General features: G+C 35.1%; 23 protein-coding genes. 13 read left to right on the forward strand and 10 right to left on the reverse strand.

Annotated features, from left to right (window positions below; genetic code table 11):
• The first annotated feature begins 13 nt into the window (after nt 1–13).
• On the forward strand, nt 14–1,654 hold the full coding sequence (locus tag MPR_RS00740; RefSeq protein WP_041888364.1) for a DUF4139 domain-containing protein: 1,641 nt from the start codon (nt 14–16) through the stop codon (nt 1,652–1,654).
• A gap of 71 nt (nt 1,655–1,725) precedes the next feature.
• On the opposite strand, the gene MPR_RS00745 is transcribed toward MPR_RS00740, so the two are convergent.
• Together MPR_RS00745 and MPR_RS00750 are read right to left on the reverse strand one after the other, a co-directional pair.
• A complete protein-coding gene (locus tag MPR_RS00745) occupies nt 1,726–2,145 on the reverse strand; it encodes a hypothetical protein (RefSeq protein WP_041888366.1) in 420 nt (139 codons plus the stop codon).
• A gap of 28 nt (nt 2,146–2,173) precedes the next feature.
• A complete protein-coding gene (locus MPR_RS00750) occupies nt 2,174–2,605 on the reverse strand; it encodes a hypothetical protein (RefSeq protein WP_041888368.1) in 432 nt (143 codons plus the stop codon).
• Nucleotides 2,606–2,752: 147 nt separating this feature from the next.
• Here MPR_RS00750 and MPR_RS00755 point away from each other — a divergent pair, with 147 nt between their 5' ends.
• The 3 genes from MPR_RS00755 (at nt 2,753) to MPR_RS00765 (ending at nt 6,154) form a co-directional block, all read left to right on the forward strand.
• Complete coding sequence (locus tag MPR_RS00755; protein WP_041888370.1) at nt 2,753–3,259, forward strand: DUF421 domain-containing protein; 507 nt, start codon at nt 2,753–2,755, stop codon at nt 3,257–3,259.
• Nucleotides 3,260–3,363: 104 nt separating this feature from the next.
• Nucleotides 3,364–5,112, forward strand: coding sequence for an alkaline phosphatase D family protein (locus tag MPR_RS00760; protein WP_041888372.1), 1,749 nt, complete (start codon nt 3,364–3,366; stop codon nt 5,110–5,112).
• Nucleotides 5,113–5,356: 244 nt separating this feature from the next.
• Nucleotides 5,357–6,154: a M48 family metallopeptidase gene (locus tag MPR_RS00765; protein ID WP_041888374.1), complete on the forward strand. Its 798-nt coding sequence runs from the start codon at nt 5,357–5,359 to the stop codon at nt 6,152–6,154.
• Nucleotides 6,155–7,080: 926 nt separating this feature from the next.
• Here MPR_RS00765 and MPR_RS00770 read toward each other — a convergent pair.
• The 3 genes from MPR_RS00770 to MPR_RS00780 form a co-directional block, all read right to left on the reverse strand.
• Nucleotides 7,081–7,884, reverse strand: a complete 804-nt coding sequence (locus MPR_RS00770; RefSeq protein ID WP_052472614.1) for a hypothetical protein — start codon at nt 7,882–7,884, stop codon at nt 7,081–7,083.
• 84 nt (nt 7,885–7,968) lie between these two features.
• Nucleotides 7,969–9,426: an oligosaccharide flippase family protein gene (locus MPR_RS00775; protein WP_041888376.1), complete on the reverse strand. Its 1,458-nt coding sequence runs from the start codon at nt 9,424–9,426 to the stop codon at nt 7,969–7,971.
• A 20-nt stretch (nt 9,427–9,446) separates the two neighbouring features.
• A complete protein-coding gene (locus MPR_RS00780) occupies nt 9,447–10,229 on the reverse strand; it encodes a PdaC/SigV domain-containing protein (RefSeq protein ID WP_041888378.1) in 783 nt (260 codons plus the stop codon).
• Between the two features lie 234 nt (nt 10,230–10,463).
• On the opposite strand from MPR_RS00780, the gene recO reads away from it, so the two are divergent.
• The 4 genes from recO to MPR_RS00800 all read left to right on the forward strand — a co-directional run bounded on the left by recO (nt 10,464) and on the right by MPR_RS00800 (nt 15,755).
• The gene (gene recO, locus MPR_RS00785; protein WP_041888380.1) at nt 10,464–11,180 is read left to right on the forward strand and encodes a DNA repair protein RecO; all 717 of its coding nucleotides are present in this window, start codon (nt 10,464–10,466) and stop codon (nt 11,178–11,180) included.
• Nucleotides 11,181–11,275: 95 nt separating this feature from the next.
• Nucleotides 11,276–14,677 (forward strand): isoleucine--tRNA ligase, encoded by a 3,402-nt coding sequence (gene ileS / locus MPR_RS00790; RefSeq protein WP_041888381.1) that lies wholly within the window; start codon nt 11,276–11,278, stop codon nt 14,675–14,677.
• An 8-nt stretch (nt 14,678–14,685) separates the two neighbouring features.
• Nucleotides 14,686–15,072, forward strand: a complete 387-nt coding sequence (locus MPR_RS00795; RefSeq protein WP_006257765.1) for a TraR/DksA family transcriptional regulator — start codon at nt 14,686–14,688, stop codon at nt 15,070–15,072.
• Nucleotides 15,073–15,158: 86 nt separating this feature from the next.
• Nucleotides 15,159–15,755 carry a lipoprotein signal peptidase gene (locus MPR_RS00800; protein WP_006257764.1) on the forward strand — a complete coding sequence of 199 codons (597 nt, stop codon included), beginning with the start codon at nt 15,159–15,161 and terminating at the stop codon, nt 15,753–15,755.
• 165 nt (nt 15,756–15,920) lie between these two features.
• Here MPR_RS00800 and MPR_RS00805 read toward each other — a convergent pair whose 3' ends face one another.
• The 3 genes from MPR_RS00805 to MPR_RS00815 all read right to left on the reverse strand — a co-directional run bounded on the left by MPR_RS00805 (nt 15,921) and on the right by MPR_RS00815 (nt 20,734).
• Nucleotides 15,921–19,064 (reverse strand): S41 family peptidase, encoded by a 3,144-nt coding sequence (locus MPR_RS00805; protein ID WP_041888383.1) that lies wholly within the window; start codon nt 19,062–19,064, stop codon nt 15,921–15,923.
• Between the two features lie 159 nt (nt 19,065–19,223).
• Complete coding sequence (locus MPR_RS00810) at nt 19,224–19,787, reverse strand: 5-formyltetrahydrofolate cyclo-ligase (RefSeq protein WP_041888385.1); 564 nt, start codon at nt 19,785–19,787, stop codon at nt 19,224–19,226.
• Nucleotides 19,784–20,734: a succinylglutamate desuccinylase/aspartoacylase family protein gene (locus tag MPR_RS00815; protein WP_006257760.1), complete on the reverse strand. Its 951-nt coding sequence runs from the start codon at nt 20,732–20,734 to the stop codon at nt 19,784–19,786. Before MPR_RS00815 ends, MPR_RS00810 begins: the two co-directional genes overlap by 4 nt.
• 719 nt (nt 20,735–21,453) lie before the next feature.
• Here MPR_RS00815 and MPR_RS00825 point away from each other — a divergent pair.
• The 4 genes from MPR_RS00825 to MPR_RS00840 all read left to right on the forward strand — a co-directional run bounded on the left by MPR_RS00825 (nt 21,454) and on the right by MPR_RS00840 (nt 23,704).
• Complete coding sequence (locus MPR_RS00825) at nt 21,454–21,765, forward strand: hypothetical protein (RefSeq protein WP_041888389.1); 312 nt, start codon at nt 21,454–21,456, stop codon at nt 21,763–21,765.
• 76 nt (nt 21,766–21,841) lie between these two features.
• Nucleotides 21,842–22,330 (forward strand): hypothetical protein, encoded by a 489-nt coding sequence (locus MPR_RS00830; protein ID WP_235280492.1) that lies wholly within the window; start codon nt 21,842–21,844, stop codon nt 22,328–22,330.
• Nucleotides 22,323–23,456, forward strand: a complete 1,134-nt coding sequence (locus MPR_RS00835) for a DUF4279 domain-containing protein (RefSeq protein ID WP_041888393.1) — start codon at nt 22,323–22,325, stop codon at nt 23,454–23,456. The genes MPR_RS00830 and MPR_RS00835 overlap by 8 nt, the downstream gene beginning before the upstream one ends.
• Nucleotides 23,457–23,473: 17 nt before the next feature.
• Nucleotides 23,474–23,704, forward strand: a complete 231-nt coding sequence (locus tag MPR_RS00840) for a DUF8617 domain-containing protein (protein WP_041888395.1) — start codon at nt 23,474–23,476, stop codon at nt 23,702–23,704.
• Nucleotides 23,705–23,723: 19 nt separating this feature from the next.
• Here the strand turns inward: MPR_RS00840 and MPR_RS00845 are convergent, their stop codons facing one another.
• Both MPR_RS00845 and MPR_RS00850 read right to left on the reverse strand, forming a co-directional pair.
• Nucleotides 23,724–24,011: a type II toxin-antitoxin system RelE/ParE family toxin gene (locus MPR_RS00845; RefSeq protein WP_041888396.1), complete on the reverse strand. Its 288-nt coding sequence runs from the start codon at nt 24,009–24,011 to the stop codon at nt 23,724–23,726.
• A complete protein-coding gene (locus MPR_RS00850; RefSeq protein ID WP_041888397.1) occupies nt 24,011–24,232 on the reverse strand; it encodes an addiction module component CHP02574 family protein in 222 nt (73 codons plus the stop codon). The genes MPR_RS00845 and MPR_RS00850 overlap by 1 nt, the downstream gene beginning before the upstream one ends.
• Nucleotides 24,233–24,434: 202 nt before the next feature.
• On the opposite strand from MPR_RS00850, the gene uvrC reads away from it, so the two are divergent.
• A complete protein-coding gene (gene uvrC, locus MPR_RS00855; RefSeq protein ID WP_041888399.1) occupies nt 24,435–26,231 on the forward strand; it encodes an excinuclease ABC subunit UvrC in 1,797 nt (598 codons plus the stop codon).
• Nucleotides 26,232–26,236: the final 5 nt, after the last annotated feature.

Genomic DNA, 26,236 nt, shown 5'->3' on the forward strand with positions numbered 1-26,236 from the left:
AAAATTGAATACTATGAAAAAGAATTTAACGATTGTTGCATTAGCTTTGACTACGGTTATGACATGGGCACAGAAGCCTGTGTTTACACCTGCTAAGCTAGAGAGCGCTAGAGTGTACTTTAACAGTGCTGAATTAACACATAAGGCCAAAGTGAAGTTGCCTAAGGGAACTTCAGAGGTGGTGATCACCAATGTAGCTGATTACCTAAACGAATCTACTATACAGATCGGATCTATATCTGAGGTTACAGTCATGGCTATACAATATAGTAATCGATATGTAGAAGAATATGATAGTCCAGTAGACTCTCCATTGTTGAAGCCTGTAAGAGATAGTATTAAATTAGTTCAAACTGAATTAAAGAAGGTGAATAATGCTATTGATGTAGAAAGTAGAACAATTGCTTTATTAGACTCTAATCAGAAAGTAGGTGGAGAACAAGGAACGACTACTGCAGAAGTGATGAAGATAGTAGACTATTATAAAACAAAGAGACTACAGCTGAGTACAGAGTTAGATAAGTTAAACGAGAAGAAGGAAGACCTTAATACTCGACTAACCAATTTACAAGATAAGCTTGCTTTTAATGAAGGCAAAAGTGAGAAATCTAGTAAGGGTAAGCTGATTATACAAGTAATGAATGACAGAGAGGGTGAAGTGCCTTTTCAGATTAAGTATTTAACGAATGCTGCGTCATGGAAGCCTTTTTATGACCTAAGAGTAGAGAAGATTAACTCTCCTGTAAAAGTAGTTTATAAAGCGGATGTAAAACAGAGTTCTGGTATTGACTGGAGAGGTGTGAATCTTAGCTTGACAAGTGGTGTAGCTAATCAGAGTAATGTTATTCCTACTTGGAGAACGTGGTTCCTTGATTATAATACCTATCTAACGACTGCAGGATATAATAGAAATGCAAATAAGAGATTAAATGTAATGGCAGATATGTCTGCTAAGATGAGTTATGAAGCTGAATCGTCTTCTATGCTAAATGACGCTGTTGTATATGAAGAGAGTACAATGAGTAGCTTTACTCAAGTCAATGAATCACAACTAAACGTATCATTTGATATAAATATTCCGTACACAGTGATGTCTAATAATAAGTCACATAGTGTTACACTTAACGACTTTGCTATTCCTGCGGAGTATAAATATTATGTTGCTCCTAAGCTTGACCTAAATGCTTATTTAGTGGCAACGATTAAGGACTATGGTAATTATAACTTATTAGCTGGGGAGGCAAACGTAATCTTTGATGGAGTATATGTTGGTAAGACAATGTTGAACCCTGCAAACACAGAAGAGGAGATGAAATTAAATATGGGTAAAGACCCTAAAGTAGCAGTTACTCGTATTTTATTAAAAGATAAATCAGGTACTAAGATGTTATCTTCTAAAAAGTCTCAAAACTTCGTATACGATATTACAATCCGCAACAACAAAGCTGAGCAGATAGATATACAAGTAGAAGACCAATATCCTATTAGCTCTAATAAAGATATAGAAGTAGAATTAACAGAGACTTCATCAGGAAAGCTAAATGAAGAGAAAGGGCTTGTGAAGTGGGATCTTAGACTGAAAGGGAATGATAGTAAATCACTTCGCTTTGGATACCAAGTGAGATATGATAAGAATCAGAATTTAAACTTATAAGATTATAACAAGTGAGTAAAAAAAGCAGGAGTGATAGATTCTATCACTCCTGCTTTTTTTATAAGGCTATTCTAATGCCTATATCTCAGTGAACGGTCTTTAGCTGTCCATATATCTTCTAAGTAATCTATCGTCAGAATAGTGTCTTTCTTGATAATTTCTAGTCTTGTAGAATTTTGTTTAGTGATTAGCGTATCTCCTATCTCTATTACCTTATAGAGGTATTCTCTCTCATAGAATCGCATATCATTGTCTAGTATGTAATAAGATCCTGCTCTAGATCCTTTATTAGCCTCTTGACTGATGACGACAGCCTTAAACTCTTTAAGAGTATTTTCTTTTAGTTGTCTATCGTTCTCTGTGTAGGCATTTTCTCCTCCGCATTTATAAGCGACTAAGACGATAAGACATAATACAGCTAGCATAGGTATAAAAGGGTTTATACTTATGTTATCGAAGTCAAGACCATCTTTAAACCAATTGTTTTTCATAGAAGTGTAGAGTAGTGATGGTAAGCTGTTATTTATAAAAGTTAGAACTTCTCGGTAATCTTGCCCAAATATCTGTCTTATAGTCTATATAGATTATAGTATCTTGTTTTCTGATTTCTAATGTAGAAGAATCTTTCTTAGTGATCAGGTTATCCCCTACATCTATTAAGTTAAAGATAGGGTCATATTTATAGAATCTCATATTGTTATCTAGTTGATAGTACTCCGTATTTCTATTATTTTTTTCAATGCCTTTATAGATTACAGAAGCATTAAACTCTCTTTTTAAGTTTTCTTCTAGTTCTTTATCATTGAGAGTATATATATTTTCACTGCTTTGGAAGTACATACCTACACCAAACATAGTCATTACTAGTAATGCCAATAACATAGGATATTTAGGAGTTTCTCCTTCGTTGAATAAATAATCAAACATTAGTCTAGTTGCTTTTGATAGCATCTAAGGTAAGTGTTATTGTTGAATAGAACTAATGATATTGTCTTTGAGGTTATCCTTCTATTTTATGATATAGAAGGATGAGATAGTCTAGAAGTTGTGTTTTTTGTATTTAGCTTTTGTTTAAATTTGAAGTAAAAGCAAGTATTTATGGAGTATTTAGATATCGTATGGAGAAGTGTGGCTGTATATTTATTTATGATTATAGCGATGCGTGTGTTTGGCAAGAAGCAGTTGTCTCAGTTAAACACATTTGACGTTGTTTTAATGCTCTTAATTAGCAATTCTGTACAGAATGCTATGGTTGGTCCTAATACGAGCTTAGAAGGAGGAATATTAGCTGCTTTTGTTTTGTTCTCTTTAAACTACGGAATGAAACGACTGATTGCTCATAACAAATTTGTCAATCGATTACTCCAACAGAAGCCTGAAGTCATTATTCAGCATGGTGTGGTTGATTTTGCTAAAGCTACACAGCTAGGCATTACCTCAGAAGAGCTGACAGAGGCTATGCATGAGCATGGTGTAGAGTACTTCAAACAAGTAAAATTAGCAACATTAGAAATCAATGGAAGTATCAGTATCATCGCTAAAGATAATGAGGGGCAGTATAAAGAGACTTTTCATAAGCGCAAGGGAAAACACCAAGCAGTCTAAACACCATAAATTAACATATCCTGATTAATGGTTACGCATTGTTAACCTGGTTTTAATTCTCTGATAATGCAAGAAGAGTTGTTTTGTGACAAAGTTTTTAAAGTATGGATAATTCACAATTCAATAGAAGGAAGTTCTTGCGCACTTCTTTATTAGCATCAGGAAGTTTATTTTTAGCTCCTATAATTATTAGTTGTTCTAATGATGATTCAAGTAATCCTAACACAGACGGTGTAGATGGAGAATTTCAAATCAAAAACTTTGACTATGGTGTAGCTAGTTTTGACCCAACTGCTACTAGTATTATCATTTGGACTCGTTATGCCAATGCTAATACTGAAATAGTATGGGAAATAGCAAAAGACCTTCATTTTAAAGATATTGTTCGTCAAGGCAAAGCGACTGTTGCCTCTCTTTCAGATAATACAATCGCTATAGAGATACAAGACCTACCTTCTAATAGTAAGTTCTATTATAGATTCTATAATACTGCTGCCAAAGATACTTCTGTGATCGGGGAGACCATCACGCTACCTGCTACTTCAGATCAAGTGAGTAATGTGAAGCTAGCCATAGCGTCGTGTTCTAATTATCCTGCAGGTCTATTTCATGTCTATGGTGAGATGGCTAAGTCAGATGCAGATGTCATTATCCACTTAGGGGATTATATCTATGAGTATGCTCCTGGACAATATGGAACTAATGCGAGTACGCTAGCCTTTAACAGAGCTCATAAACCGAATAAAGAGATCGTTACTTTAGAGGATTATAGAGAGAGATATAGACAGTATAGAAGTGATGCTAACCTTCAGTTGGCACATCAGAAGAAACCTTTTATCTGTGTGTGGGATGATCATGAGATAGCTAATGATACCTATAAAGATGGTGCAGAGAATCATCAGCCTGAAACAGAAGGTAGTTTTGAAACAAGAAAAAGAGCAGCATTACAGGCATATAGTGAATTTATACCACTAAAGACTGGTAAAGACGCTCGTATCTATAGAAGTTTTGACTTCGGTAATATTCTTTCCTTGCATATGTTAGATACTCGTGTTATTGCTCGAGATAAACAGTTGAGTTATGGTAATTATATGACGGCTAACGGTTTCGATCAAGCTAAGTTTATGCAAGATTATATGAACCCTAATCGTCAATTATTAGGGAAAGAACAGTTGGGATGGTTAGCAGGTCAGATGAACTCTAGTGGGGCTACATGGCAAGTGTTAGGACAACAGATCTTAATGGCTAAGATGCTTGTTCCTGCTGAGTTTTTAATGATTGTTAATCAGATCATGGCAGAGATAGAGGCTGGAGGAAGCGCTTCTGCTAATTCGATGCTTGCGCTACAAAAGGCTGTAGGAGAATTAGTAGTAATTAAAACTCGTTTATTACAAGGTGACCCTACACTTACAGCACAAGAGAAGGCTAGGGTGACTACTGTATTGCCATATAATCTAGATGCATGGGATGGGTATGCAGTGGAGCGAGAGATGCTGTATAGCTTATGCAAAGGAAAAAAGGTGATGACTCTAGCAGGGGATACACATAATGCATGGTATAGTGAGATGAAGACACAGACTGGAGAGGTAGTGGGCTATGAGTTAGCGACTAGCTCAGTTAGTTCACCTGGTATGGAGACATATTTAGGAATATCGAATGATCCGAGTCAGGCTCGACAATTAGAACAAGTAATGCCTTTATTAATAGATGAACTAGACTATGTAAATCTAACAGATAGAGGATATTTATACATTGATTACACTACATCTGGTGCAAAGGCAGAGTGGAGATTTGTAGATACTGTGTTTAATACTAATTATACAGTACAAACTAAAAAAACAGTTGTGATATAATAAGTTGTTGTATTTCATATTATTTAGGGAGCTCTTCGGAGCTCTTTTTTTATTCGGTAGAAGAGTGTTTTCAATTGGTTATAAGACACACTGTTTTTAGTTTTTTATGGTAGGACATAAGCCTTTTTTGTGCTTTATGAGAATATATTTCTATTGTTATAGATTGATTATGAGTATTTAAGGTTCAATTAGCGAATTTAAAATAAAAGAGTACATTTGTTCTTGTAAAAAAAATATTAACATTATGAAAAAAGTTTTATTATCTGCATGTTTAGTGTGTTTTGCAATAGGAACAGCTAATGCACAGTTTGGTAAATTAAACCCAAAGAAGATCGAAGCTGGTCTAAAAGCAGCTAAGGCGTTTACAGTAAGTGATGAAGAAGTAGCTCAGTCTGCTGCCGCTGCTGTTAAGTGGATGGATGAGAATAACGCTGTATGTACAGTGAAGGATAAAGATCCTAAGAAGAAAGCTTATGCAGAGCGTTTAGAGCGTATCTTCGGGCCATATAAGAACTATGATGGTCTAGATCTAAACTATAAAGTATATTATGTTACAGACGTAAATGCTTTTGCTTGTCCTGATGGAAGTGTACGTGTATTCTCTTCATTGATGGATATTATGAGTGATGATGAGCTATTAGGTATCATCGGTCACGAGATTGGACACGTAAAATTAAAGCACTCTTTAAACGGGTATAGAAAAGTATTGTTAGCAGAAGCAGCTGTACAATTTGCTGGTACAACTCAAGGTACAGTAGGTGACTTAATGAAAGGAGACCTAGGGGCTCTAACAGAGAAACTTATTGGAGCTCAGTTCTCTCAAGGACAAGAGACTGATTCGGATGATTACTCTTATAAATTCTTAGTAGCAAATGGTAAGAACCCACAAGCATTAGCAGATGGATTCCAAAAGTTCGCTGATATGGAGAAAGAATATGGAGCTGATAAATCTACTAAAGCTAAAATATTCTCTACTCACCCTGATAGTGAGAAACGCGTAAAACGCATCGAAGATAAAATCAAAAAAGACGCTAAAAAATAGTCGTCTAAACATCAATATGAAGAGCCACTTCTGTATAGGAGTGGCTTTTTTTTGTTTCTATGTATAAGTATGCAATTATATTTTGAAGGAATACTTATACTAGTTTTTCTGTATGTATTAAAAAACGTACTTCACTTTTTTAAAAAAATGCTGTTTTAGGGGTACTAATCAGGTATATTTTAGAGTTATTCTCTCACTTTTTTTAGAAAAACATTGGTTTTGGGTACTAATGAAGCTCTATTCTAAAAAAAAGGATATATTTTTTTTAATAGGCAATTTTTGTAAAGTGTTGTTATTTAGGTTTTTATGTTTTTCTTGTGTTTTTTCTCTTCTTGGTGTACCTATCTCTATCCTAGAGGATATCTACCTTCGTCTTAAATCGCTCGACAGTTAGTGGAGAATAGGCCGTAAATAGTGGACTAGAGAAATAGTAGTCGATGAATGCTTCTACTATTGATTATGTATTATCCAAGAAGAAAGAATGGTGAGAGAACAAGCAGAGGTTCTATGCTATTTTAAGAAATAGATGGATGGGATAGCATTTGATTATAGCAATACAGATTGTAGCGCTTGATGTGAAGTGCTTAAGTAAGTGGTGTTTGAGATCTGTTGCTTAGAATTATGTGCTAATCAGTAGAAGAATTTATGTTGTATCGGGATTGAGAATAGTTAAGAGAGCGCATTGATATACGGTTATCTTGATCTTTTCTTTTTTTTCCTCTTTTTCTTTTGATTAGTTTTTTTTACGATAAGGAGATACTTTATATAAGCACCTAGTAAGATAAATATAAGTGCATCTACGAATATAAGGCTGCTGTACGTATTCCTAAGACTAATGTGATAGATAAATAAGCCCACTAGCGCTATTTGGCATAGTGCTAGTATTCTCATTTGTGTGGTTATCTTATTATGGGATCTTGTACTCATTACAACTGAGTCGTTTTAGCAATTTTTTTCTTTATACTTTCTAGTAATGCCTTGAATGATATATAATAGAAAAATAAGTTTAATGAACCAATAAAGATAACCGCAAACAATGGACTGTCTTCTATATACATCCAATAAGTAATACCTGAAAAGGTAATACAGATTAACAAGAGATATATTGAGCTCATGATGTCTCCTTTTTCATAGGGAGTGTCTTTTATGGTGTTTTTATTTCTAAATATTTTAGCTTGTTTGTAATTTTCTAATTCAGAGAAAGCTTTATTATCTATTGAGGTAAATCCTGTTCCTCCATTAATTATATCATGGGTATCTAAGTATAGGATAGCCTCAAGGTCTAGTGCATCTAAAGCCCGTAGTTCTGATGTTATAGTATCTACGAAAGACTGAACAGTATCATAGAACCCAATATATTCTACTAGTTCTATACAGACTACAGCATCCTCATATAGATTATTATTTATACAAGAGATAAAGTCATCGTAGAGAGGTAGTGACTCTGGAGCATATTTACTTATGAATGTTCGTCTGTTCTCAGCATTGGTATTAAAGGTCTTTTTGGGTAAGATGATATCTGTTGGTGATATAGTATATTCAGATTCTTCGTATTCATCATTACTATCTTCCTCTTCGCTAATAATAAGTTGTTCCCAGATTGGTTGTTTTTCTTTTAGTATTGTTATGTCTAGTAGGCAAATCCAGAAGAAAGGGAGAGTGTTTTTTCCTTCAAACAAAAATGTATTCTCCTCATCTTTCTTAATGCTTAAGTAGGTGTAGTTAGCCATAACGTCTTTTTTAGAGTATTAAATATAAGACAATTAAACACATGTTAAAAAAAATCCATTACTAAGTAGTAATGGATTCTATATTTATCGTTTGATCATTTTTTTGATAACGGTATTTTCAAATTTGTATATAACACCTAAAAATACGAGTATAAATGCTATTCCAACGAAATAGTTTTCTCTAAAACAGTAGAAGTATACAAAGCTTAGGAGTATAGATATTCCTAGGTATCCTCCTATAGCCTTTTTGTCATAAGGGATAGGGTACTGTTTTTGCCCCATCACATAAGAGACTAGCATCATAGATGCATAGGCTATCAGAGTAGCTATCGCTGATCCCATATAGCCCCATATAGGGATAAGTAGGTAGTTAAATATAAGAGTGAATACAGCTCCCATAATAGAGATATACGCTCCTATGGCAGTTTTGTCTCTTAGTTTATACCATACAGATAGGTTGGTATAGATTCCCATACATAAATTGGCTAAGATGATTAGTGGAACAACAATCATCGCATCCCAATAAGACTCATTTCTAATAAACAGGACTTTCAATATATCTGCAAATACGATAACACCTAACATAATCATACTTCCAAAAATGGTGAAGTACTTAGTAATGGTCGCATATTTAGTCGGTGCGTCGTCATTCTTGGCATAGTTAAAGAAGAACGGTTCGATACCTAGTGTATAAGCTTGTCTAAATAGAACCATAAACAATCCTAACTTATAGCATGCAGCATATTTTCCTACTTCTGATAGTGCGATATCTGTAGGTAATAGTCGTTCTAATAATATCTTGTCAAAACCTTCATTAACTGCAAATGCAAGTCCTCCTACCATGATAGGAAAACTGTAGGTAAGCATCTGTTTATTCAGTTCTTTATTAAACTTAAACTTGATACTGAAGTAGTCTTTATAGAAGACTAAGAAAGTGAATAAACTAGCGACAAGGTTAGCAATGAATATATAGACTACTTGATTTCCCTCTTTATAAATAGTGTTGAATATACTATCTGGATAAGCGTTATTTAGATTAGGTAGGTAGTATAAGAAGAATATATTAAGAGCGGTGTAGATACATACATTCGCTATCCTAATGGCGCTGTAGTATAGAGGTCTTTGATCTGCTCTAAGCTTAGCAAAAGGAACTATAACTAAGGCGTCTAGTACTAAAATAAAGAGTACATAGTATAATAGTTCATTTGATACACTAAGGATAGAAGCCCAAAAGTCTAAGGTCAATACGCTAATTATAGCAAATAGTAATGTGGTGCATCCAAGAAATAGTAAGCTGTTATTAATAACTTCTTTCTTATCCTCTTGTTTATTATAAAATCTAAAGAATGCAGTTTCCATCCCAAATGAAAGTATCACATTTAGAAACATCATAATAGAGAAAATAACACTATACTGACCATAGTCGTTATTTTGCATCAAGTCTGTGTGAAAAGGAACTAGGAAGAACCCAATTACTTTAGGAAATACTGCTGCTAATCCGTAGATAGCCGTTTGTTTAAATATCTTTTTATAAATGCTCACAACTCTTTGTTTAGCGGGTATTATTTATTTGTGTTTGGCTTAGGTTTTAGTTCAAAGCTTAGGTAAGGGGCTATTTCTTCTTGTGTGAATGAGATCGTGATTACCTTGCTTGCAACTGTGCTTACATCTGCAGTAGTAAAGTTAAGTACTACACTATCCTCATAGATAAAGATGTTCTCTGGTATCTCTAGAGAATCTTCTTCTAGTGATAAGTAGCTTATATTATTAGCCTTCTCTTTATCAGTATCATTTAATTCTTTTAATTTGTTGATCACTAGATTTTTGAAGTCCCCGTAGTTTTTAAACAACTGCTCATTACTGTATTGTTCTCCTGTAGCAGGGTTATAGTGCATCGTTTTCTCTCCTTGAAATCCGTTAGCTCCTCCTGTGAAAATATAGTAATCTAGGGCAAAGCTGACTAAGTTGTCCCCATAGAAGGTTACGATATTATTCGCTTTCGCTTGCCAAGGGATTGTTGCTTTAGGAAACTTCTTAACCATATTGGTATAAGCATTCGTAAACGAGATTACAATACTGTCATAGTTAGTAGCCTGTTTCTTCTCATCTTCAAAAGAGAGAATCTCATTAATGATAGAGAGGTTATCCTTGTTGATTTTGTCTGCTATTTCATTTTGAGGGTCTACTATTTCTGCTGTTGTAACCTTGATTTCTGTACAGTCTTCATCAACACAAGTGTCTAATAGTATCTTCTGGTACACTTTTTCCTCAAAAGAGAAACTCTTCTCTTTCATACAGCTCGCAACAGCTATTGAAAGGAATAGAATTAGTAAGATTTTTTTCATGCTTTTTTTCATAGGTATGTGCAAAGCTATGAAAATTGTTATGATTATAGTCTCATATTGTAAGATTTCGCTAGTCTCTTTTTTAGGGTGTATTTATACTGTATTATAATGCTTTAGGAGAGATATTTTGAGTGTGTTGAGGTAGTGTTCTTCTATGTTAGATCTTTTTTATTTTAGTATTTTTGCACTCAATTAGATGAAGAAGACGTATTTTAGATTATTAAAAGAGAATAGATGCAGATAAAGACTAAAGCAATTGTACTTAGCGCTTTAAAATATCAAGAGAAGAGCTTAATCGTAAAGTGCTTTACAGAAGAGGCAGGTATGGTGAGTTTCTTTGTTCGCAATGCTTTTGCCAAAGGGAAGTCTGCACAGAAAATAGCTTATTTTCAACCCTTGACGATATTAGATATTGACTTTGTTTATAAGAATAAAGGAGGGCTAGAGTATTTTAAGGAGGTTAAAACAGCTCATGTATATCAAGATATCTATTATAATTATAACAAGAATTGTATAGCTATCTTTATCGGAGAAGTATTGCACTCTGTATTTAGAGAGCCTGTTGTAGATAAGGATTTCTTTACTTTTTTGGAAGCAGCTTTGCTGTGGTTTGATACCCATGATGAGGTAGCTAATTTCCACTTGATTCTGATGATAGAATTGACGAAGTACTTTGGTTTTTACCCTGCATTAGAGGGTAGAAGTAAGCTTTATTTTAACTGGGAAGAAGGGGTGTTTACAGATTACTTTTCTCCATGTTGTTTTGAAGAAGAACCGACTTTTTTGTTTAGAAAACTGATTGAATTAGGCTTCTCTAGTGACCAAAAAATCTTTAATAATAAGGATCGAAAGAGGCTGTTAACCATGATAATTAGTTATTATGAACAGCACCTAAACGACTTCAGAAAGCCCAATTCTCTAGAGGTTTTAAAGGAAGTCTTCTCTAACTAAATATTTTAATGTTTTTCCTACCAATTAATTAGGGAGATATTGGAGTAATTTGTTTAAATTCGCAAAATTGATTAAAAAATATTATAATAATAACGATGAGCACTAAATTTACAGAATATAAGAATCTTGACATGTCAGGGGTAGCATCAGAGATGCTAGAGTTTTGGAAAGAACAATCAATATTCGAAAAAAGTATTAGTACTAGAGAGGATAATAAACCTTTCGTGTTTTTCGAAGGCCCACCTTCAGCAAATGGTAAACCAGGAATTCACCACGTGATGGCTCGTGCTATTAAGGATATTTTTTGTCGTTATAAAACTCAAAAAGGGTTCCAAGTAAAGCGTAAAGCTGGATGGGATACGCATGGACTACCTGTAGAGTTAGGTACAGAGAAAGAACTTGGAATCACGAAAGAAGATATCGGAACTAAAATTACAGTAGAAGAATACAACCAAGCGTGTAAGCGTACTGTAATGCGTTATACAGATCTATGGAATGACCTTACTGAGAAGATGGGTTATTGGGTAGATATGAACGATCCTTATGTGACATACAAGTCTAAATATATGGAATCAGTATGGTGGTTGTTAAAACAAATCTATGATAAAGACTTGTTATACAAAGGTTATACTATCCAACCATATTCTCCTAAAGCAGGTACAGGTCTATCATCACATGAGATTAACCAACCTGGAGCATATAAAGATATCACAGATACAACTATCGTAGCACAGTTTAAAGCTATTGATGAGACATTACCAGAGTTCTTAAAAGGATTTGGTATTATCCATTTCTTAGCTTGGACGACTACTCCATGGACATTACCATCGAATACAGCATTGACTGTAGGTCCTAAGATTGACTATGTATTAGTGAAATCGTTTAACCAATATACAGGTGAGGCGATTAATGTAGTATTAGGTAAACCATTAGTTGGTAAGCAGTTCGCAGGTAAGTTCGTAGCTGTAGAAACAGAAGAAGAATTAAACGCATATAAAGAAGGTGATAAAAAGATTCCTTACTTCGTAGTTAAGGAATTTAAAGGTGCTGACTTAGTGGGAGCTAAGTATGAGCAGTTATTGCCTTATGTATTACCATACCAAAATCCTGAGAACGCATTCAGAGTAATCTCTGGAGACTTCGTTACTACAGAAGATGGTACAGGTATCGTACATACAGCTCCTACTTTTGGTGCAGATGATGCTAAAGTGGCTAAAGAAGCTACACCAGAAGTACCACCTATGCTTATCCTTGACGCTGATGAGAACCCAGTTCCATTAGTAGACTTACAAGGTCGTTTCGTTAAAGAGCTTGGTGACTTAGGAGGTAAATATGTGAAGAATGAATACTACGATGAAGGACAAGCACCTGAGCGCTCTGTAGACGTAGAAATAGCTATTCGTTTAAAAGAAGAAAACAAAGCGTTCAAAGTAGAGAAGTATGTTCACAGTTACCCACATTGTTGGAGAACGAACAAACCTGTATTGTACTACCCATTAGACTCTTGGTTTATCAAGATCACTGAGGTAAAAGAGCGTATGTTCGAATTAAACGAAGAAGTGAACTGGAAGCCTAAAGCGACTGGAGAAGGACGTTTTGGTAACTGGATTAAGAATGCAAATGACTGGAACTTATCTCGTTCTCGTTTCTGGGGTATTCCATTACCTATCTGGAGATCTGAGGATAAGACAGAAGAGCTTGTAGTAGGATCTGTAGAAGAGTTAATGAATGAGATTAATAAATCTATGGCTGCTGGTATCCAAACAGCTAATCCTTTTGAAGGATTCGTAGTAGGAAATATGAGTGAAGAGAACTATGATAAAGTTGATTTACATAAGAATGTAGTTGATAATATCGTATTAGTATCTCCTTCTGGTAAACCTATGCGTCGTGAGTCAGACTTAATTGACGTTTGGTTTGATTCTGGGTCTATGCCTTATGCACAATGGCACTATCCATTTGAAAATAAAGACTTAATAGACAATAATAAATCATATCCTGCAGACTTTATCGCTGAGGGAGTTGACCAGACACGTGGATGGTTCTATACATTACATGCTATTGCTACATTAGTATTTGATACTAAAGCATATAAGAATGTAGTGTCTAACGGATTAGTGTTAGATAAGAACGGATTGAAGATGTCTAAGAGTTTAGGTAATACTGTAGATCCATTCGATACATTAGCTGAGCACGGACCAGATGCTACACGTTGGTATATGATTTCGAATGCGAATCCATGGGATAACTTGAAATTTGACCTTGATGGTATTACAGAAGTAAGAAGAAAGTTCTTCGGGACATTATATAATACTTATAACTTCTTTGCGTTATATGCTAATATTGATGGATTTAAATACGAAGAGAAAGACATTCCATTAGCAGAAAGACCTGAGATAGACAGATGGATCTTATCAGAGCTAAATACTTTAGTACAGCGTGTAGACGAATTCTATGCAGAGTATGAGCCAACGAAAGCAGCTCGTGCGATTACAGATTTCGTTACAGAGAACTTGAGTAACTGGTATGTTCGTCTATGTAGAAGAAGATTCTGGAAAGGTGAATATGCACAAGATAAGATAGCAGCTTACCAAACATTGTATACTTGTTTATTAACAGTAGCTAAATTAGGATCTCCTATTGCTCCATTCTTTATGGATAAACTTTACAGAGACTTAACTTTAGCGACACATGGAGAAAGTTTCGAATCTGTACATTTGGCTAACTTCCCAGAATTTAAGGAAGAGTTCGTTGATAAAGCATTAGAAAGCAGAATGCAAAAAGCTCAAATCATTTCTTCATTAGTGTTATCACTTCGTAAGAAAGAAATGATTAAGGTACGTCAACCACTACAGAGAGTAATGATTCCTGTATTAGATGATAACCAAAGAAATGAGATATTAGCTATCGCTGATCTAATCAAAGCGGAGGTTAATGTGAAAGAAATCGAATTACTAGATGATGCTTCAGGTATCTTAGTAAAACAGATCAAACCTAACTTTAAAACATTAGGACCACGATTCGGCAAGGATATGGGGCTGATTGCGAATAAGATACAAGGTTTTGGGCAGGAAGAAATCGCATTACTTGAAAGAAATGGTGAGATTACATTAGATCTATCAGAAAAAAGTGTTACTTTAACAGTAGCAGATGTTGAGATTACTTCTCAAGATATTGAAGGATGGCTAGTTGCTAATGAAGCTGGACTAACAGTAGCATTAGACATAACTATCAGCCCTGAATTGAGAAAAGAAGGTATCTCAAGAGAGTTAGTAAATAGAATTCAGAACATCAGAAAAGACTCTGGATTTGAAGTTACTGATAAGATTGTAGTAAAAATACTAGAAGAAAAAGAAATAAAAGAGGCTGTTTTAGCGAATGAGGACTATATCAAGTCTGAAACACTAACACACACATTAGAATTCGTGACTGAGTTGAGCGAGGGTGTAGATGTAGAGTTTGATGAGCTAAAAACGCGAGTGTTAATTTTAAAATAATTAAAATTATGAAAGAAGTAGGTGAAATTGTACGTTATTCTGATGCAGATTTAGCTGAATTTAAGGTGTTAATATCGGCTAAGATTGAGAAAGCTCAAGCAGATTTAGAATTAATTAAAAGCGCCTATATGAATGATTTGAATAATGGTACAGATGATACATCACCTACATTCAAAGCGTTTGAAGAAGGAAGCGAAACAATGTCTAAAGAAGCGAATGCTCAGTTAGCAATACGTCAAGAGAAGTTTATTCGTGATTTAAAAAATGCATTAATCCGTATTGAAAACAAGACTTACGGTATATGTAAAGTAACAGGGAAACTAATCGATAAAGAAAGATTGAAATTAGTTCCGCATGCTACTATGAGTATCGAGGCAAAGAATCTGCAACGTTAATCTTTAATAAATTTAAAAACGCTCCATTAGGAGCGTTTTTTTTATGTGATAAAATAACTACATTTGTTCCTTGTAAATAAAGAAAAATGTCGTTAAAGAGAGCTTACCTACTTGTTTTGATAGTATTGATACTAGATCAGCTATTGAAGATATATATTAAAACTAATTTTTTATTAAATGATGAGATAGTCGTTTTTGATTGGTTTCGCATTCATTTTATAGAGAATGAGGGTATGGCCTGGGGAGTAGAATTACCCGGTGATTATGGTAAACTTGCTTTGACATTATTCAGAATAGTTGCTGTATGTGGTATTGCATGGTGGTTAAATGATTCTTTCAAGAAGAAAGCTTCTAATTATCTTATCGTAGCTATTGCTTTAATTATGGCAGGAGCATTAGGTAATATTATTGACTCGATATTCTATGGAGTTATCTTTAATGAGAGTACACCAGGGCAGATAGCAACGATGTTCTCAGATCAGCCTTATGGTAGTTGGTTTCACGGTAAGGTAGTAGATATGTTCTATTTCCCTATCTGGAAAGGATATCTACCTGAGTGGTTACCTATCTGGGGAGGAAACTACTTTACTTTCTTCAATGCTATTTTTAATATTGCGGATGTAGCTATATCAGTAGGAGTAGGTATCTTAATCGTATTTAGTAAAAAAGTTTTTAAAAACTAACAATATGGCTCTCTTTTAGGGAGCCTTTTTTTATATATAGAGATTGGGTTAGATGTAGATCATTCGTTGCTTAAATCAATCTCTAAGTGTATTGTAGAGTAGAAGTGTGCACTATAGACTAAGTTATAAAAATATAAAGGCTTCCCGAGGGAAGCCTTTACTGTATTATTTAATGTCTTTCAAGATTTCTTGAACAGCTCTCTCTAATTGAGGATCATTGTCATTTAATCTATCTACGAATGTGTTTTTAACATAGATATCAGGTGCAACACCTGTTTTCTCTAGGTCCTGCCCATCCATTGTATAAGTACCCCATGATGGTAATCTATATGATGAGCCGTCTACTAAGCTCTTACCAGAAGTAAAGATGATCCATCTATAGGTCTCTTGACCGATGATTTTACCTAGTTTTAAGGCTTTAAACCCTGCAGCAGTCATCTCAGCATCACTCAGAGACGATTCATTGATAAGCAATACTATTGGCTTACCACTAGGGGTGAAGTTACTCTGTACAGTTAGTTTGCCTTCTCTATACTTCCATTGTAGATATGGTCTTTGAGATAAGAAGTTCAGTACCTTATCATGTACATTTCCTCCTGTATTATAACGCAAGTCTAAGATTACACCTTCTTTATTAGCCTCTTGTTCTACCATATCTAGTAAGAATCTGTCTAACTCAGGTGAAGTCATATTCTTCATATACGTATATGCGATACGATTATCACTTAGCTTGTTCACACGTTGTTTATTCGTATAAATCCATTCGTCATACAGTAGTGACTTCATGTCTCCAAAAGAGATAGGATGCAGCTTCGTATTAATCTCTTTTCCTCCTCTATTGAATGTTAGGCTGATTTCTTCTTGACTATTAGCGAAGGTGAAATAAGTATCTCTATTCGCTTTCTCATCTACTTTCTGCCCATTCACTTTGGTTAATACATCTCCAGGTTTAATGTCTATGTCTGTAGCATAAGCAGGAGATTTACGTACGATGCGCTCTACTTGATAAGGCTTATCCGTATTGAATACGATACCAGTCTCATAAGATCTGTAGCTCAGTTTTGTCTTTTCTTCACTTCCAGACGAATTAAACCCTAAATGAGAAGAACCTAATTCTCCTAACATATCGTTCAGTAAGATACGCAGGTCATTTCTGCTATTAACATCAGGTAGATATTGAGCGAATTGCTCTTTCATATTATCCCAATCTATACCGTGGAAAGTTTCGTCATAGAAATTCTCCTCTACACCTGCCCATGTCTCATAATACATTTGGTTAAACTCATCTGCCAAGTTTTTAGTAAAGCTGTGTTTGATTTTAATCTGCTCAGGCTTTCCTTTACTTAACTCAAAACTATAGATATTACCACTGATTAGTGCATATACTTTTTTGTCACGTTGAAGTAACTGATTCGCGCGTTTATCGAATACTTTCTCGCTTTTATTATCTTCGAAGTCTTCGTAAACTGTTTTGTATAAATTGCCCTTTCCGTTTTCTTGATTCGTGTTATAGAACACTACCTCTTTTTTATCATCAGCGAATACGATAGGATTATATTGGTTACCAAAACGGTCACTTACCTGCTCTATACGGTCAAGCAGTCCCTCTGTGTTTATCTTAATAGATTTCACTTTTGGGGTATCTTCTTGTTTTTTCTTTTTGTCCTTTTTCTTAGTATCTTTTGTATCCTCCTCTTTCTTTTCTACGAATAGTTTGTCAAACTGATCAGACTTAAATGCATCTGTCTGCCAGTCTACAGAGAATCGGTAGATACTAGGGTTTTGCATCCCTAGAGGATAAGAAGGATTAAGTCTATCACTCATAAAGTAGATATACTTCCCACTAGGAGACCAGTAAGGACTAGACTCTGCTACACCTGTATTCGTTAAGTTAATTGTCTCATTCTTTGCGATATGATGAACAAAGATGTCCTCTTCAAAATTGCGCTTAGCGGTGAATAGTACATATTCGCCATTAGGAGAGAAAGAAGGTGTAGAGTTTTGGAATGCCCATATTTCGTCTTTCACTATTACTTTAGAAGTATAAGTCGTCAAGTCTAATAATCTCACTTCATCTCTACCACTTAGGTATACAGCTTTAGTCATTTCTTTATTTAAAGTAATGTCTCTGTTGTTGCGATTATCAGAAGTTAATTGAGTAACTGTTCCCTTGCCATCAGCAGGTCTTTTAAACCAATTTTGGTATCCTTTATAAGTCTGACTGTATAGTAGCGTCTTGTTGTCCTTTAACCATTTTACTTCCATTACACGTTCTTTACCATCCGATACTGCTTGTACGAATTTTCCTTCGATATCCGATACGAATAATATCCCACGACTAACGAATGCAATCTTCTTGGTATCAGGAGATACATCGAAGTATTCCATATTCTCTTCTACAGCATAAGACTGCTCTTTCTCGATAGCTTTATTCGTGTTTACAGAAGCAGCTAGAGGTGTTATAGACTTAGTAGCTGTGTCAAGCACATAAATCATATAATCTTTCTCAAAAACGACTTTGCTACCATCAGCTGACACATAAGGTTTCTTGATAGAAGTATCGAAGTTCGTCAAGGCTACTTTCTTTCCATTCTCGAAGGTGTATAAGTTATAGTTACCATTGTTCTCGTCTGAGATGAAGTATATCTTCCCATTTTTATCTACTGTAGGGTTAAAATCCTTTCCTTCATAATCTGTATAAGATTTGAATGCCTTAGTCGTAGGATTATAACCTAGTATATCTGGGTTGTTCTCTCCTTTATAACGCTTACGAGTAGTCTGACTAGCACTTTCCATAGAGCTAGTGAATAAGTATTCACCAGAAGGAGTAACAACTAATCCATTTGTATTATTAAAGTAGTTTGTAAACAGTGGTTTAGGAGTACCACCCTTGATATCTATAGCATAAGAACCAAAGTTATTATTCGCATTAGAAGTAAAGTAAATCGTCTTACTATCCCAACTCCAACTCTCTACATCTTCAGAAGCTTGATGGTAAGTAAGTTGTGTGATTTGTCCTCCTGTTAGAGGCATTAAGAATACATCTCTGTTGCTGTATTGGTCAGAAGAGAATGCAAGCCAATTTCCATCAGGAGATACGCGAGGGTTAGTCTCGTTGCCTTCTAAGGCAGTTACTCTTAGAGCTTCTCCACCAGCTGTTGGAGCTTGCCATATATCGCCATTATAGCTAAAGTAAGTAGTCTTTCCATCAGGGCTTAGTGATGGGGTAGAAGCAAATTTAGGTGATTGCTGTCCCCATGCTAAACTTACAAGAGAAAGTGTAAGTAAGGTGATAGTGTTTTTGATCATTGGTTAATATTTTTAATAAACATAAAAATATTTTCCTTAACTCACTAATCCTAATTTAGTTTTAACTGTTGATAGAAGGCTAATAGCAAGGTGTCTGTATTCAAATAGACCTATAAAAAGAACGAGACAATACCTCAATATTGCCTCGTTCTATATGTGTTAAAATCGATATACTTCTGTCGGTGTGATGCAATAGTCAAGAGGTATGTCTCCTTCTCTCACATCGCTGATATGGTCTTCTGGTGGGAAGAAACTCAAGCCCACTTTGATCACATTGGGTTTGCATTCTGCTAAAAATCTATCGTAGAATCCCTTGCCATAGCCTATTCTATTTCCTTGTTTGTCATAAGCTAATAAGGGAATGAAGACTACATCAAGCTGTTTTTCGCTTACTTGAATGCCGTCTATAGGTTCAGGAATACCATAACTATTGACTTTAATCGTAGTGTTATCCGTCAAGAGGTAATGTGACAATGTCCCCTCCTTGAAGTCAGATTTAGATAAGATAGTATTCTTATCCTTACCCGCTAATATCTGCAGTAGGTATTCTGTATCTATTTCTTTTTTATTTCGAATACTTAGAAACAGGTGGTAGTTCACTTTATCCCAGATTGGTAACTGTAGTGCTTGATTTGCGATTTCTAAACTGAGGTCATCTATTCTATCTAAGTCTAAGTTATCACGAAGGGCTTTATATTTTAATCTTAATTCTTCTTTATTCATTTTTTTAATGTTTTTGAGATGTGAAATACTGCATCTCCTTGATAGACTATAGGAGCATCATTTACATTGATTACATAGCCTGCATTCGGTGCTTTGATTGTTGTGTTTTCTTTTCCATACGGGTCAGATACCTCTGCTAATACAGCTCCTTTCTCTACGTACGAACCTATTTTTACCTGATCGTGTAATAACCCAGAGCGCTTAGCACGTACCCAAATAGAGTTGGTGATGATGGTCATATCTTCTTTAGGAGGACAGATGCTAAACTCATCTTTCAACATATCAAAAGAGTGTAAGAATCGCTTCGTACCTTCTACTCCCATTTCTGATACATCAGAGTTAATATCTAAGGACTTTCCTCCTTCGAATAATAGCATTTTGATACCTTTCTTAGCACACGCATTTCTAAAAGAACCAGCTATCTGTGCTGAGTACAATAAGAAAGGTGGGTGAAAGATAGTCGCTAACTCTTCTAACTCTAGGTTTTCTGGAGCGATTCTGATTTGAGGAGCGTTAAATCTACTTGCACCTCCTGCGTGAAAGTCGATAGCATAATCTACATGAGGCAAGATATAGTTCACGAGATAATGGGCAAAACGTCCTGCTAGTGAACCAGTCTTACTACCAGGGAATACCCTGTTCATATCTCTACCATCTGGGAACTCTCTAGATTGGTTAATAAACCCAAATATATTAATCACAGGGATACAAATAATCGTACCTCGCTTAGGAACATTCATTCCACGATGTACTATCTGACGTACGATATCCACCCCATTCAACTCATCACCATGTAGTCCAGCAGAGAGTAATACGGTAGGACCGTCTAGTCTAGCTCTGGATACGATAACAGGTATTTTTAGTTTAGTAGCTGTGTGTAATCTTGCGATTTCAAGGTTTAAAGTCTTGGTTTCACCGGGATGTATTGTTTCATCTAGTATAGTCATCTTTCTAACAATTTTGGAACTGTGAAGATATTAAAAGTTTCGCATTCGTGTTTTAATCGAAAGAGACAAATCGTTACTAGTGGTGTTTTTAGTGCTTTTTCGGGGGTGGTCGGCTTGTGGTCGGCATGTGATGGGCATGTGCTCGGCTAAAAAGTGCTATAAATAAGCCTATCACTAGCCTATCAACTAGGGAGCATATTGGGATGATAGGGAGAGACGTGTCAACGACAGCGAATCCGCTCCAAGTGACCCATGGCATGGGTTGCATGTCCACGCTAGCAAGTAGAGACGCAATATTTTGCGTGTCAAAGTAAGTAAAGACATCTCTTACAAATCCTCGCCAAGTGATACATGGCATGGGGTGCAAGTCCACGCTAGCATGTAGAGACGCAATATTTTTTGTGTCACAGTAAGTAAAGTCACGTAGTACAAATTCTCGCCAAGTGACCCATGGCATGGGTTGCAAGCTTACGCTAGCAAGTAGAGACGCAATATTTTGCGTGTCAAAGTAAATAAAGGCATGTATTACAAATCCTCGCCAAGTGATACATGACATGGGTTACAAGTCCACGCTAGCAAGTAGAGACGCAATATTTTGCGTGTCACAGTAAATAAAGGCATGTATTACAAATCTGCGATAACGTGAGCTATATGTTTGAATAATTGAGTTTTGTAACAAGATAAATGAGTACATTTAATGTGTTTTAAATTAGATAATAATGGTGTTTGGACTCAGTCACTTATTCGGTAGTTATGAATTAATCCACTCTAGTGTGAATGATGAAGCAGTCTCTTTTCTTATCCTGAAAGGTGGTGAAGAATGTGGTACTCTTTTTATCTCAAAGAGCAGTAGACGCTTGACTTATCATATCGGGAAAGGACGCTATTTCGGAAAAGGGAGTATTGATCTAAAGGATGTGAACTTTGTTTATCATAAGGGGAGGGTATCTATACAGATACAAGGTAGTCGTACTCTAGTATTTAAGTGTAGCGAAGAAGTTTATGGGGTGTTAGACTCGGTGTTTGATTAGTTTTTAATGTTCCAGATTAAAATATGTAAAAATGGGGTCTGCGGGTTGTCGTAGGGCTAAACTTAAAAGAGTTATTATGCAGTCAGCAGAATTAATTGATGTAGTATTTTATGGGACGTTTCGAGAGAGACAGTTAGAGCTCGTGCCATTGTTATTAGAAAAGTTTCGTAATTTTAGTTGTGTGATATATGACAACGTTGAGATAGAAGCAATGCACTTTGATATAGATATGTTGAATCAGGCTACTTATCTGAATTTTGGTTTTGGTGTAGAAGAGCTTGTCTTTGATGGGTACTGTATTCCCAATTTATTTGTAGATATTACTAAAGATGAAGATAAGATAGAGTTATTGATGTTTTTCGCTTTAGGAGACATTGAAGGAAGGACAGATAAAGAGAGATTAGATATTCTAAAGTGTAGGTTAGATCTTGTTAAGGAGAGATATTCATTTGAATCTTATATCTGTCGTATGGATAATGGTGATGACGATATGGATGATGAGATTTATTTTGATAGTAATGGTAGGTATGGAATGTTGTATAACAAATTAGGGCAGTATGACTAGAAAAGAGGAATTAGAAAAGCGCGAAAAAGCATTTAGAGCTAATACAGGTGAGGAGTATTATGATCTTGCATTATATTATGATGAAGCTAATGATAAAGAACCAAATAAGTATAGTTTTCGAAGTTTATACTTTTATTTTAGAGCGGGGCAATTGGGATATGCAGATGGGTATAATGGAATAGGTACTCTCATTAGTAGTCATGATGGTGTTAAGAATAATATCACTAGAGCAAGAGGTTATTTTAAGCAAGCAATAGAAAAAGGAAGTTATTGTGCAAAACTTAATTATTTCTTGACACTGAACCAAGAAGAGTATCCGACTTGTTTAAAGCTTGTTGTTACTGTTACAGGGGATAAGCTAGATAGTGCACGTTTTTCAGAATTAGTGGGTATTAGTCCTACTAATTTTTGGTTGAAGGGTGATGATACAACACAATATCCATACAGTTTAGGACGTAAGAAGACTTGTTGGCAATATGAGTTTGATAATTTAATAACAAGAGACTTAGCACCATTAGTAGATTTGTTCAAAGAAAGTTTTGGGACAAAAGTGGATATTATTAGTAAGTATATTCAAGAGAATGATTTAATGATGGAGTTAGATGTAATAGCGGATATAAACTACGGGATTATACCATCTTATTATATGGATAAAGAATTTATGAGTCTCCTAGTACAGATGAATGCAGATATCAATTTTGAACAAGAGTATTTTGAAGGTTTTGTTGATGACTATGCTGATTGGTTAAAAGAGCAAAAGATTGACTTAATCGAGAACGATAAACTGTTGTGTGCCTTTCAAGATAAGGAGGTGACAAAGTTTGTATATGATAATAAAAAGAAACGTATAGAGTTAAGCTTTGATGGTTATTATGATTGTATAAAGGGAGAAGAAATAAATAGCTCTTGTATATTAGTTATAGAGCAATGGGATGAAGTAAAGAATAAAATAGATTGTTCTATAAAGAATGAGGGGCTAAGGGCTAATCTCGCTGTCATAAGTAATATATTGTCCATCAGTGTAGTTGAAGATAGTGTTAATATGGTTGTTTGTACTACTGATGGTCAACAGTATGAGATTACCTTTAAGAAGGAGGCGATGTGGTTGTGTTTAGACTTTTATTAACTAAAAAATGATATAGTATGCCTAAGTTGAAGTGTGAATGTAATGAAGTAATAAAGCTTAGTGAGATACCGAGCCTATATCAGTATTTAATGATCTCGGATGTGGAGTATGACAGCTATAGTGGTTTAGTTGATACTGAAGAGCTTTATAGTAAAATGACTATAGTGGTGAAATGTCCTGCATGTCATAGGATGTATATTTATAACAAAGGGTTTAATAGCTCGCCGACTATTTATTGTGTAGAGTAGCTTATGTGCAATGATAATACTAATAGTTAGGAGCTAGAGAAGTATGAAGTACAGCTAGAATAGTTATAGTATTCGTTTTAGAATTAAAGTGATAGTGAATACCGTATGGAAATGTGGGGGTAAAAGCTATTCTAGGATCTCTATATTTTACTTCAAAAGCAAGAGGATTGGTTGTGATTTGGTTAATTGTTTTTCTGATAGAAATTACAAAACGTTTCTCTAAACTTAAGAGTTTATCTTTATACCACAACTTGGCAGAAGTGATATCACTCTTAGCATTTATGTGATATAGAACTGTGTAAGGCATTAATCATCTAGACTATTAAGTAATTCCTCTATAGGATGTAACAATTGAGGATTGTCAAGATCTTTAATTCTTTCGTTTAAAATGTCTTTTTGCCATTGAGGGAGCTCATAATCAAAGTTTTCAATTTCTGGATGTGTCTTTTTGATTTGTTCCCAATCTTCTATAGTAATAAAAACTTCTGTAGTTTTGCCTTCACTATCTTGAATATATCTAGCTTTCATAATAATTGAGTTTTAGTTAACTGAGAGACAAAGATAAGTATATAGGATTAAAATTGTAGTATTTAGTTTGTTGTTTTTTAGGTTTTTATATTTTGTAATAAAGTATAATTTGCATAGTGGATTTACAACAAAATACATAAACTGAACAGTTTTTTTAGCAAAGGAAATAGTTTTAGTATTTTTGTGAGTATAATATTTACTTATGCAGGTTTCACCTTCTTTAGCGGTACAGATACAGACATTACCAGATCAGCCAGGAGTATATCAATACTATGATAAGGATGATAAGATACTGTATGTAGGTAAGGCTAAAAACTTAAAGAAAAGGGTTAGTTCGTACTTTAATAAAATACATGATAACGCCAAGACAAATGTGTTGGTGAAGAAGATTGTGACGATAAAGCATATCGTTGTACCTACTGAGACAGATGCATTACTGCTAGAAAATAACTTGATTAAGCAGTTACAGCCACGTTATAATGTATTGCTAAAGGACGATAAGAGTTATCCATGGATATGTATTAAGAAAGAACCTTTTCCGAGAGTGTTTACTACACGTCGTATGGTGAAGGATGGATCAGAATACTTCGGGCCTTATACGAGTATCAAGACTGTGCATACATTGATTGATTTAATTAAAGAATTATATCCGTTGCGCACGTGTAATCTAGATTTGACGACTAGTAATGTAAGTAGTGGGAAGTATAAGGTATGTCTAGAGTATCATATCGGCAACTGTGGTGGGCCATGCGAAGAGCGTGAGAGTGATAAGCAATACGACAATAAGATCAGAGCTATCCGAGATATCTTGAAAGGAAACTTTAAAGAGAGTCTAAAGGAGTTTAAGGATTATATGATGGAGTTGGCTTCTAATATGGAATTTGAAGAGGCACAAAAGGTAAAAGATAAAATAGATCTGTTAGAGAATTATCAGTCTAAGTCTACTATTGTTAGTTCTAAGATTAGCAATGTGGATGTGTTCTCTATCATCTCGGATGAAGGAGCTGCTTATGTTAACTTTCTACAAGTGTCTTATGGTGCGATCATTCGTTCGCATACGATGGAGTTGAAGAAGAAGTTAGACGAGACAGATGAGGAGTTATTAGAGCTTGCGATAACGGAATTAAGAGAGCGCTTTCACTTGAATTCTAAAGAGATTATTGTTCCTTTTGATGTTGAGGTGCAAGAAGGGATACATGTGACTGTTCCTAAGCTTGGGGACAAGAAGAAATTACTAGACTTATCAGAGCGCAATGCTAAGTATTATAGAATAGATCAACTTAAACAGATTAAGATAGTGGATCCAGAGCGTCATGTGAACCGTATCATGACACAGATGAAGAAGGACTTGCGTATGCATGTAGAGCCACGCCATATAGAGTGTTTTGATAACTCGAATATACAGGGGACTAATCCCGTGTCTGCTTGTGTTGTCTTTAAAGACGGAAAACCTAGTAAGAAAGATTACCGCCACTTCAATGTGAAGACTGTAGAAGGACCTAATGACTATGATACGATGGAAGAGATCGTGTATAGACGTTATAAGCGTGTGATAGAAGAAGGACAACCATTACCTGATCTTATTGTGATAGATGGAGGTAAGGGACAGTTAGGTGTAGCAGTTAATTGCCTTGAGCGATTAGGGATTAGAGGGAAGGTGTCTATTATCAGTTTGGCAGAGCGATTAGAAGAAATCTTCTATCCAGGAGATAGTGTTCCCTTGTATTTAGATAAGCGATCTGAGACGATGAAGGTGATCATACACCTTAGAGATGAAGCACACCGATTTGGGTTGACATTTCATAGAAACCAACGCAGTAAGAACGCGATAACAAGTGAGCTTGATGGGATCAGTGGTGTTGGAGAGAAAACAAAAACGACACTGATGAATCATTTTAAATCAACGAAGAGAATTAAAGAAGCTAGCTTAGAAGACTTAGAAAAAGTAATAGGAAAGTCAAAAGGGAAGCTTGTATTTGATTTTTTTCAAGTAAATTAGAGGAA

It is taken from the genome of Myroides profundi, from assembly GCF_000833025.1.
Classification (GTDB): Bacteria; Bacteroidota; Bacteroidia; order Flavobacteriales; family Flavobacteriaceae; genus Flavobacterium; species Flavobacterium profundi_A.